Origin of the sequence: Streptomyces sp. ADMS (assembly GCF_033441795.1) — a bacterium.
Lineage (GTDB): Bacteria > Actinomycetota > Actinomycetes > Streptomycetales > Streptomycetaceae > Streptomyces.
Genome location: NZ_JAVFVX010000033.1, coordinates 1 through 10511, shown reverse-complemented (window position 1 = coordinate 10511; position 10511 = coordinate 1). Strand labels below are relative to the sequence as shown.

The 10511-nt window shown below is 70.4% G+C and carries 7 protein-coding genes and 1 pseudogene; 2 read left to right on the top strand and 6 right to left on the bottom strand.

From position 1 onward, the window contains the following. From RB628_RS16635 to RB628_RS16625, 3 genes are all read right to left on the bottom strand, one after another. Positions 1-988 (bottom strand): AfsR/SARP family transcriptional regulator (locus RB628_RS16635; RefSeq protein ID WP_318321214.1); only part of this gene is annotated, 988 nt, incomplete at its 3' end. Positions 989-1219: 231 nt separating this feature from the next. Then, positions 1220-2107: a glycosyltransferase family 2 protein gene (locus RB628_RS16630; RefSeq protein ID WP_318321274.1), complete on the bottom strand. Its 888-nt coding sequence runs from the start codon at positions 2105-2107 to the stop codon at positions 1220-1222. A 120-nt stretch (positions 2108-2227) separates the two neighbouring features. Further along, positions 2228-3601, bottom strand: coding sequence for a helix-turn-helix domain-containing protein (locus RB628_RS16625; RefSeq protein ID WP_318321213.1), 1374 nt, complete (start codon positions 3599-3601; stop codon positions 2228-2230). Between the two features lie 244 nt (positions 3602-3845). Between RB628_RS16625 and RB628_RS16620 the strand changes: the two genes are divergently transcribed. Continuing rightward, on the top strand, positions 3846-5627 hold the full coding sequence (locus RB628_RS16620; RefSeq protein WP_318321212.1) for an FAD-binding dehydrogenase: 1782 nt from the start codon (positions 3846-3848) through the stop codon (positions 5625-5627). Positions 5628-6069: 442 nt separating this feature from the next. On the opposite strand, the gene RB628_RS16615 is transcribed toward RB628_RS16620, so the two are convergent. Beyond that, a complete protein-coding gene (locus RB628_RS16615) occupies positions 6070-7527 on the bottom strand; it encodes a Tat pathway signal sequence domain protein (RefSeq protein WP_318321211.1) in 1458 nt (485 codons plus the stop codon). Positions 7528-7700: 173 nt separating this feature from the next. Then, on the bottom strand, positions 7701-8957 hold the full coding sequence (locus RB628_RS16610; protein WP_412180670.1) for an acyltransferase family protein: 1257 nt from the start codon (positions 8955-8957) through the stop codon (positions 7701-7703). A 525-nt stretch (positions 8958-9482) separates the two neighbouring features. Between RB628_RS16610 and RB628_RS16600 the strand changes: the two genes are divergently transcribed. Next, positions 9483-10067, top strand: a complete 585-nt coding sequence (locus tag RB628_RS16600; protein WP_318321210.1) for a TerD family protein — start codon at positions 9483-9485, stop codon at positions 10065-10067. 246 nt (positions 10068-10313) lie between these two features. On the opposite strand, the pseudogene RB628_RS16595 reads toward RB628_RS16600, so the two are convergent. Beyond that, positions 10314-10511: pseudogene (locus RB628_RS16595) on the bottom strand (hypothetical protein); the annotation flags it as partial.

Genomic DNA, 10511 nt, shown 5'->3' with positions numbered 1-10511 from the left:
GCACGGACACAGCCCGCAGGATGGACGCAGACCCCGGAGCAGGGACGGAACCCGACGCCTGCGCGGAAGCCGATCCCGGCGCCGCCCCGGATCGCGGCGTGGGCGTGGGAGTTGGTCGTGGGGTTGAGCCCGATGTCGGCTGTGTGGGGATGTAGGGGACCGGGAGGTCGGCGGGTGTCCTCAGTATCTCCACATGCGCTGCTCGCACCGCCTCCCCCGGTTCGACGCCCAGCTCCTCCAGCAGACGGTTGCGCAGGTCGCGGTGGACGGCGAGGGACTCGGCACGGCGGCCGGTGCGGTGGAGGGCGAGCATCAGTTGGCGGTGGTAGGACTCGCGCAGCGGGTGTTCGGCGGCCAACGCCGTCAACTCCGGTACCAGGGCGGCGAGTCGGGGGCCGCCGACGTACAGCTCGGCGTCGTACCGCCACTCCAGCAGGAGCAGACGGGCCTCCTCAAGGCGCTGGGTGAACGCGTATCCGACGGTCTCGGGCGGAAGGCCGGCCAGCGGGGTGCCGCGCCACAGGGCGAGGGCCGACGCGCACTCGGTCAGGACGCGCGGCCAGTCCTGGTTGGCGTGGGCGGCCCGCGCCCGTTGGACGTGCGCCTGGAAGACGTGCACGTCCAACTCGCCTGGGCCGACCCTCAGCAGATAGCCGGGCGGCACGGCTCGCAGGCGCTCCGGATCGTCGAGGAGCCGGCGCAGCCTGGTCACATGGTTGTGCAGCGATGCCTGTGCGGACGCCGGCGGCGCCCCGCCCCACAGCGCGTCCTTGAGCGCCTCGACCGGGACGACCCGGCCGGGTTCGAGGAGCAGGGCGGCGAGCAGCGTCCGTACCTTGCCGCTGCCGATCGACTGGATCGGCTGCATCGGCTGCATCGGCTGCATCGGCTGCATCGGCTGGATTGCGTCCCCCGTACGGCCGTTGGGGGCGCTGTCGTCGTACAGGACAGGCGCACCCAGCAGCCCGAACCGCAGACCGCACCGCATGTCCTCGCCCCACTGCCGTCTCGTCCGCTTGCCGGAGGTCCATGTTAGCGATCTGTTGGTGTGGCCTGATGTGATCACCTCAACGGAGCCGGTCCGAGGGCGCGCGCGTACGACGCGCAGCTCGGGGGAGTGTCGCCGTCGCGACCGGATCCGGATACGCGAGAGGGCCCCGGTCGCCAGAGGTGACGGCCGGGGCCCTCATATCGCGTATCGGATGCCTGCCCCCGGGGTTCAGAGAATCGGCGGGCGGCCCAGCCTGGTCAGCGTCCACACCGTTCGCCACCGCATCGGGCGGCGTTCTCCGGCCGGTTCGCGCAGGCCCTCCACGAAGCCGCCGAACCAGGCCCGCAGCGCGGCCGTGGAGCGGGCCCGCAGAACGGTGATCGCGATCCAGACGCCCAGGTGAACCGGGATCAGCGGCAGCGGCAGCCTGCGGCGGACCAGCCAGACCCGGTTGCGGGCCGTGACCCGGTGGTAGATGGCGTGCCGGGCGGGCGAGGTGCTGGGGTGGCGCAGCAGGAGACGCGGTTCGTAGAGGATCTTCCAGTCGGCGTCGACGGCCCGCCAGGCGAGGTCGGTCTCCTCGTGCGCGAAGAAGAAGTCGGCGGGCCAGTCGCCGGTCTCGTCGAGCATCGACATGCGCAGGGCGTGGCCGCCGCCGAGGAACTGGGTGACGTATCCGCCGAGCATCGGGTCGCCCGCGCCGGGCCGGGGGACGTGCCGGCGCTGGGTCACGCCGTTCTCGTCGGCGATACGGAAGCCGACGATGCCGAGCCGGGGGTCGGCGGCGTACAAGTCCCTTACGCGGCCGAGCACATCGGGGTCGATCAGCAGGCCGTCGTCGTCGAGGTCGACCACGACGTCGATGTCGCCGAACTCACGCAGCCGGGCCAGGGCCACATTGCGGCCACCCGGGCAGCCGAGGTTCTCGTCGACCTCGATGGTGGTGACCTCGCCGGAGAGCCCGGGCAGTTCGGGCAGCGGACAGCCGTTGCCGACCAGCACGATGCGGTCGGGGGAGAGGTCCTGCTTGGCAATCGACTCCAGCAGCGCGTTCAGCGCGGCGGGCCGGTTCCCCATGGTCACCACGGCCACCGCGATACGCGGCTCCACCGCCATGCCACTCACCAGACCCACCTCGTTCCGGCCGCCGACGCCCCACCATCGCGGTCGGATGCTATCTGTTTACAGTAAGGATGTATTAAGTACGCATTAAGTACGTCTCTTCTGCATAACACCCTACGGCTTTCCGCCGGAGCCGTACCCCAGCCACGTTCGCAGCGCCCACCACCAGTGCAAGCTACCCAGCGGCCCGGAGACGACGCCTGGCAGATCGTCCGCCAGGGACTCGCCGGTGAGCTGCTGGAGCCGGGCGAGGCGATAGCGAATGGTGTTGGGGTGGGTGAACAGGGTAGCCGCCGTCCGGTCGAGACGGCGACCGTGATCGAGAAACGTGAGTGCGGTCACCGCGATCTGGCGGTGGAAGTCGTCCCGGGGATCAAGGTCCGCGAGGAGGCGGGCGCTGAGCCAGGCGCCCAGCAGCGGCTGGTCGGCGAGAGCGATCTCGGCGGCCAGCTCGGTGAGTTCGAACACACCGTGGCGCCCGTACGGTCCCGGTGCCGGTCCTCCGCCGAGGTCCAGGGCGCGGACGCAGAGGCCGTACGCGGCCCGGAGGTCGTCCAGAGGTACGGCCGGTGAGACCACGACGAGCGCACCCCCGTCCTCCGGACCGCTCCCGACTTTCCCCTCCCCCTCCCCCTCCCCGTCCGCGATCTCCTCACCCGCCGGCAGCCGTGGATACAGGCCCACCAGCCGTCCGTCGAGCATGCCGAAGAGGCAGCCGCGCAGGGCGGCCAGACGGTGGGCCAGACTCCGGGTGCGGGCGGGGTCGTCGCCCGGGTCTGCGACCAGGAGGTGACGTACGACGCCCTGGCGCAGCCCGGCTCGCGTCAACTCCTCGGCGGTGGGCGGCGGTTCGCCTTCGACGAGGAGCCGGCGGAGCAGTCGCGCCCGGGTCTCGCCCAGCGCGCGCGGGGTGTCCCACTCGGCGGCGCGATACCCGTGGACGACGTGCCGCTGCAGGGCGTCGCCATACTCCTTGAGCCGCAGGACGGCGGTGAGCAGCGCGGAGTCGGGCACCCCGGCCAGGCGGCAGCGGTCGACGGTGATCTCGACGGCGCGAGTGTGGGCGGCCTGGACTCCGCGCAGTACGGCGGTCATCGGCACGCCCTGACCGGCGCGGTCGGCGCCGAGCAGCAGGGCGGCGGCGAAGTCCTGTGCGTCGATGCCCTGTTCGTCGCTGTCCCCTATACCGGCGTCTCCCGTACGAGTGTTCCCCGTACCGGTGTCCCCCATGAGGGAGCCGCCCCCCAGGGCGTCCCGCTCGCCGAGGTCCGCGCCGCCCAGCCAGGCGCCTGCCGCGTTGATCATGGCGGTGACGTGCCAGAGGGTTTCCGCCTCCGCGAGCCGGGCCACCTCGGGAGAGTGCGTCCGGGCCGCGTGCACGAGCTCGCCCTGGACGCCCGCGTCCGCGGCCATGGCGCGCAGCACTTCGGCGACGGTTTCGCGCTCGGGCCGCTCGGTGGCGTCGGTGGCGTCGGTGAGGACCGTCATGGGCCTACCCCTTCCGCGTCGGTGCGGTGTCGTCGCCGGGACACAACGGAGGGGTGGACGCGTTGGCTCCCGGCCACTATCGCGCTGTCGTGCCGACCTGATTCCCTGGGCGCTACCGACGGTAACTCCAGGCTCGCCAGAAACACACCCCTTCACGCGGACCCCCCACGCGCACGCGCATGCGCACTCGCTTCCGCAGCTGCGCCCGCGTCCGCCGCATCTCCCCCTCCCGGAAGGCACCCCCATGGAGCACTTGACTGACCCGGTCAGCCGGCGACGGGCGCTGACGCTGGCCGGTGGCGCGGTCGCCGCCACGGCCCTGACCCAGACGGGTACGGCCTTCGCGGCCTCGGCGGCGGCCACGACAGCCGACGCGATCGTCGTGGGCCACGGTCTGGCCGGGCTGGTGGCCACGGCCGAACTCGCGGCTGCGGGCCGCAAGGTGCTGCTCCTAGACCAGGAACCGGAGTCCAACCTCGGCGGCCAGGCGTTCTGGTCCTTCGGCGGGTTGTTCTTCGTGGACTCCGCCGAGCAGCGCCTGATGGGCGTCAAGGACTCGAAGGACCTGGCCTGGCAGGACTGGCTGGGCACGGCCGGCTTCGACCGGGACATCGACGACCCGCTCGGCCAGGACCACTGGGCCTACAAGTGGGCCGAGTCGTACGTCGACTTCGCGTCCGGCGAGAAGCGGTCCTGGCTGGCGGGCCTGGGAATGCAGTGGTTCCCGATGGTCGGCTGGGCGGAGCGCGGCGGCGGCCTCGCGGACGGCCACGGCAACTCCGTACCGCGCTTCCACGTCACCTGGGGCACGGGTCCCGCCGTAGTGGAACCGTTCGAGAAGAAGGTGCGGGCGGCGGTGGCGGACGGGCTCGTGACGTTCAAGCACCGCCATCGCGTGGACGAGTTGATCCGGACGAACGGCACCGTCACCGGCGTACGGGGCGCGGTTCTCGAAGCGAGCACCGCCGCGCGGGGCAAAGCCAGTTCGCGGACGGTGGTCGGGAGCTTCGAGCTGAGCGCGGACGTGGTGATCGTGACGTCAGGCGGTATCGGCGCCAACCACGATCTCGTACGGCAGAACTGGCCGGCCCGGATGGGCACCGCGCCCAAGTCGATGATCACGGGCGTGCCCGCGCACGTGGACGGGCGGATGCTCGGGATCACCGAGAAGGCGGGCGGCCGGATCGTCAACCCGGACCGGATGTGGCACTACACGGAGGGTCTGAAGAACTACGACCCGATCTGGGCGGGCCACGGCATCCGCATCCTGCCCGGCCCGTCCTCGATGTGGTTCGACGCGACGGGCAAGAGGTTCTCCGCACCCGACATGCCGGGGTACGACACCCTCCACACCCTCAAGTCGATCACGGACACGGGATACGACTACTCCTGGTTCGTGACGACCCAGAAGATCCTCGCGAAGGAGTTCGCGCTCTCCGGATCCGAACAGAACCCGGATCTGACCAACAAGGACATCTGGATGCTGCTCTCGCGCGTCTGGCAGACCCCGGAGCCGCTGGAGCGGTTCAAGAAGTACGGCGAGGACTTCGTCGTGTCCGAGACGCTGTCCGAGCTGGTCCGGGGCATGAACAAGCTGACCGGCACGAGCCTGATCGACCTGGCCTCGCTCCAGCGCCAGATCGAGGCGCGGGACCGCGAGATGGACAACGCGTACAGCAAGGACCTCCAGGTCATGGGTATCCGCAACGCCCTCTCCTACCCCGGTGACGTCCTCAGCCGTACGGCGTCCGCCCACAAGATCCTGGACTCCTCCGCCGGACCGCTGATCGCCGTACGCCTCAACATCCTCACCCGCAAGACACTCGGCGGCCTCCAGACCGACCTGTCGGGCCGCGTCCTCGACGCCACCGGCACCCCGGTTCCCGGTCTGTACGCGGCCGGTGAGGTCGCGGGCTTCGGCGGCGGCGGGGTCCACGGGTACCGGTCGCTGGAGGGCACGTTCCTCGGCGGGTGCCTGTTCTCGGGACGACAGGCGGGGAGGGCGGCGGCTGCGGCCACCGCCTGACGGTCTGCGGGTCCGGGCTCAACTCCGGCAGGTGCGCCGCGCGTTGGCCGTGCGGCGCACCTCCCGTTCAGGCGCCCGGGTCACGCAGGACCAGGTCTGCGGCGAAGACGCGTTCGCCCTGTTGGGTGGCGGGTCATCACCGCGGAGATGCTGCGCGCCGGGCGGGAGGGGCCGGCGGCGTTCTACGCGTGCCTCGAAACCTTCCGGCACACGCGGTACCACCGGGAGCACATCGCCGTCGCCGAGGGCGAACCGGTCGTCAGGGCGCGGATGAAGAAACAACGGGTCAACCCCTGCGCGTTCGGCGCCCCGGGCTTCGGGCCCGCCCGGAAGGCTGTACATGCGAACCACGCCCTGGTGAGTCACGCGCTGCGGATGCACGGGACGGCGCGGGGCGAAGCTCCTTTGTTCCGGGGCGCGTTCAGGTCCCCCAAATAGGGGGTCAGGCCCGCAAGGGGTTCGCGCGGGCGGCCGCCAGCAGGTACCAGGCGGTCGCGCCCGTGTGGCGGTACGAGTAGTAGCCGAAGCCGAAGCCGGTGTCGAGGGGGCTGGTCGCCGAGACGACTCCGGCGCGCCCGGGCAGGGCCCTGCCGCCGACGGTCTGGCCGGTGCCGAGGAGTTCCTGGGCCCGCTCGATCGAGGCGACCAGACGATGGGCGCGGGCCTCGTCGCCACGTCCGGCGCGGTCCCGGAGGGCGAGGGCGAGGTGCGCGGTCCCCTCGAACCAGACACCGTTGCGGTTGGGCCTGGGCTGGAACTCGGCGATGGGGGCGTCCTCGTTCGCCACCAGGCTCGCGGAGCTGAAGGTGACCCCCTCGTACGACTGACCCGCGGGCACCGTGCTGTTGGTGCGGTCGGCCCGGTCCAGGACGGCCAGTTCTGCGGCGGCCCAGTCCAAGGAGCCTGAGTACCGGCGGGAGTTGAGGGCGAGGTGGGTCCAGGTCTGGGTGTCCTCGGGGATCGGGGACCTGTTGACGGTCACGCCGTCGTTGGTGCCGGTGTAGAAGAAGCCCCCGGACCCGGCGGTGGGCTCCCACATCTTCTCGACGAACGCCCGCGCCCTCGCCCGCCGTTCCCGCCACACCGGGTCCCCGGTGAGCAGGGCGAGCCGTCCGAAGAGGCAGACCAGGTCGGTGTTGTGCTCGGTCGAGCTGAACGGCAGTTTCGCGTTCGCGCCGTCGACTCCGAACTTGTAGCCGCCCAGGGGCTGTTCGGTGCTGCCGTTCACCTCGATCCAGGTGCCGATCCGCACGGCACCGTCGAGGAAGCGGCGCTTCCCGGTCCGGCGGGCGAGGGCGCTGAGGGCGATACCGGCCCAGGCCATGTCGCCCACGGCGGTACCGGTGAACCCGAACTGCGTGCCGACGTTGGCGGTGCCGTCGGCCCGCACGAATCCGTCGGGCTGGGCGACGCCGTCGAAGAAGACGTACGGCCCGACGTTGTAGGCCTGCCGGAGCCTGCCGTCGTCGTACACCGGGTCGTGGGCCTGCGCGTACAGCAGGGCGTCCCCGAGGGCGACGGCCCGGCGCCGGCCCGGCCCGGTGCAGGCGGAGAGGTGGGCGAGTATCGCGAGGGCGTTGTCGTAGGTGAACGCCGTGCTGAACAGGCCCGCCTGGTCGGTGTAGCTCTGGGTGAGGCGGACGTCGCCGTGGTCGGGGTAGGCGTCCATGGCGGCGGCGAGGAAGGAGTGGGCTCGACGCTGGGCGGAACTCCCGGAGGCCGCAGCGGAGTTGGCGGTGGCGGCGCCTGCCGCGCCCGAGCCCGCCGCGGTGAGCGCTGCGGCACCGAGGCCGGCGGCGCCGAGGAGCGTACGGCGGCTGAGCGCGGGGCGTGGTGTGCCTTCCGGGTCGGAGGGACCGGGGCTGTGGGGGTTGTGGGGGTTGTCGGACCTGCCGTTCATGGGTCTCCTCTGCTGGATTGAGAGCGCTCTCATGAACGCGCGGGCTCATTCTGCTGGTGCGCCCGGGGCGGGTCAACGCCCTTGCTGTGCATATGGGTTGAACGGTGCCTGGCAGGAGGAAACCCCGGGCCAGGAGGGTGACCCGGGGTTTCGGCGGAGGGGGCGGCCGGCGGTCAGGACATGGACGAGGCGTTGCGCAGCCGCGCGAACGACGTGTCCAGTCCGCGCTTGAGCAGCCTCGCCAGGGGCGCTTCCACGAACTTGTGCACCAGCCAGCTCAGCACCAGGAAGCCGGCGATCACGGAGACGACCAGGAGCCGGGCGTCCATGGTGTCGCGCAGGCGGCTGATGATCGTCGTACCGACGAGGTAGTGCATCAGGTAGAAGGGGTACGTCAGAGCGCCCGCCGTGACCAGCCACTTCCAGCGGATGCGGTCGGTGTAGCCGAGGGCGATGGCGACCATGACGAGCAGGAACAGGGTGAAGATCAGCACGCTGCCGCGCCAGCTGGAGACCTTCTCGATCGTGTCGATCCGGTGCCCCAGCTCCAGTTGGCCCATCAGCCACGACAGGCCGAGTATTCCCCAGAGCAGCAGGTCCTGGCCGAAGCGGTGCATGAGGTAGAGGGCGAGACCGGCGATGAAGTACCAGGAGCCCTCCGGGTTGATGATCAGTGTCGCCGGGCGGAAGCCGGCGGCCGGCGCGATCATCGATGCGGCGCCCCAGAGACAGCAGAACACGACGACCTTGCGGTACGTCAGCCCGGTCACGACGACGGCCATGAAGAGCAGGTAGAAGCGGAGTTCCGACCAGAGGGTCCAGTACACGCCGTCGACGTTCGAGACGCGGGAACCGGACTGCAGCATCGTGAAGTTGAGCAGCACTTCGCGCGGCCGGTGCTGCTTCCACACACCGGGCATGGCGACGAGGCACGCCGAGGTGAAGATGATGGCGAACCAGTACGCCGGGTAGAGCCGGATCACGCGGGAGGTGAAGAACTGCCGCGGGGTGCGCCCCCAGCACGACATACAGATGACGAAGCCGCTGATCACGAAGAAGATCTCGACGCCGATCCAGCCGTAGGCGGAGAACCGGAACCAGGTCGGCATGATGTCGGACACCGGCCGGCCCCAGATGAGGTTGTCCGGCTGGTCGGTCCGCCAGGTTCCGGCGTAGTGGTGCAGGGCCACGACGAGGGCGGCGAGCAGGCGGAGCCCGTCGATGGCGTAGAGCCGACGGTCACCACGGCCCGGGATGGCGGCGTGCCTGGCCGTCGTCCGGGTGGGGTTCTTCGTCGTCCCTGCCGGCTTGGTCGTGTGCTCGGTCGTGGCGAGCGGGAGAGGCTGCCGCGGTGACGGGATCACCTGCTGCGTCCCGCCCAGGCCCCGCCCCCGAATCGGCGGTCCACTGTCCGCGCCTTGCATCGACACCTGATCTCCCCCATCGGAAAACCCGCCCGCCGACAGTCGTCTGCGGCCCGAAAACGGCAGCAGCGGCCGGCAGCGGAACGGCGGGCGCTTGCCCAGCAGTAGTCACGGCAAACCCGCGAACACCGTAGAACGTCATGGCTCACGCACAGAGACTTCTGGACCAGATCGAGGGTTGTAGAGCGGAAGGGCTCAATTTTCGACGGGATGTGGAGGGTTTTGTTCCTGTTGATCTTGGGGTGGGGCTCTGGCGCCCCAGGGTCCGGCAAAGGGTTCGTCGCTCCAGCGGAACCAGGCCTGGCCACCCTGAATGTGCAGAAGGAACTCTGCAACGGGGCCCGACGGGGACACGAGGGTGAGGGTGCGGCGATGCGGTAGTACACGTCGTCGAACCGCTCGTGGTCCTCCGACTCGACCAGCGCGAGCAGTTCTGCGGCAAGGACCTGTTGGGAACGGTGGCCCGGGAGTCCCTGGCCGTCATCGCGGGCCTGTCTGGGACCTCGGTGATGGCCCAGGCAGTATGGGCCCATGATTACTCTCACGAAGGAAGACGGCCCGGCGGACCTGGACGGGGTGACCCATCTGTCCATCGGGGCCTCCTGGGACCCCACCTCCGGTGCGAGCGGCGGAGTGATGGGCAAACTCCGCCGCAAGACCGGCACCGACCTCGACCTGATCGCCATCGCCCTGCACGACGGCGACCCGGTGCGCCTGGCGGGCCTCGACTCGCTCGACCCCATCGGCAACGGCTCCCTGCTCCACAGCGGCGACAACCAGACCGGCCACGGGGACGGCGACGACGAGACCGTCACGGTCGAGTTCGCGAAGATCCCGCCCCACATCACCTCGATCGTGTTCGTCGCCGCCGCCTACAAGAAGGGCAGTTCCTTCCAGAAGGCGCGCAACGTCAGCTTCAAGGTGTACGACGCGAGCGGCGGCAGCACCCAGCAGGTCGCCGACATCTGGCCCAGCATGCTCACCACGGACAACGGCTGCGCCGTCGCCAAGGCCGTCCGGTCCGGCACCGCCTGGAAGCTCGAAGTGATCAACACGACGGGGAAGATCAAACAGGGCGACGAACTCGCCCTGATGCGCTTCGCCGCGAGCAAGTAGCCGTACATCGCGGGGAGTCACGCGGTCCAGTCTGCCGCCGGTGCGCAACACCGGCGGCAGACTGGACCGCGCGTGACCTACAACCGGCGCAGGTTCCGGTCCAGGACGGCCCGCAGCGCGTCCACGCGGCCGGATCCGGCGCGCCGTGCTGGGCGACGACGAAGAATTTCCTGGTCTTCCCGGTCGAGAACCGGAAACGTCCACCGAACCCAAGTCGCCTGCCTGGGTCCCGGCGGACTCCTTCGTTCAGTGGCGGAATCCCGCCGTGAACCGGAAGAACCGTTCCCAGAGACTGAGCGGGAGTGAGGCCTGTTGCCAGGTCTCGTGCTCGGCCGAACGCCCCGGACGGTGTTGGGCCGTTCTGGTTGCCCGCGTTCGCTCCGCGTCCTGGCGGCACGGATCGTGTCCGTGGTCCGGGGATGCGGGGGCGGGTTCCCTCACGCC

Bases quoted from the DNA above. Each gene is read 5' to 3' on its own strand.
- RB628_RS16630 (WP_318321274.1), bottom strand. From the start codon at position 2,107: ATGGCGGTGGAGCCGCGTATCGCGGTGGCCGTGGTGACCATGGGGAAC.
- RB628_RS16625 (WP_318321213.1), bottom strand. From the start codon at position 3,601: ATGACGGTCCTCACCGACGCCACCGACGCCACCGAGCGGCCCGAGCGC.
- RB628_RS16620 (WP_318321212.1), top strand. From the start codon at position 3,846: ATGGAGCACTTGACTGACCCGGTCAGCCGGCGACGGGCGCTGACGCTG.
- RB628_RS16615 (WP_318321211.1), bottom strand. From the start codon at position 7,527: ATGAACGGCAGGTCCGACAACCCCCACAACCCCCACAGCCCCGGTCCC.
- RB628_RS16600 (WP_318321210.1), top strand. From the start codon at position 9,483: ATGATTACTCTCACGAAGGAAGACGGCCCGGCGGACCTGGACGGGGTG.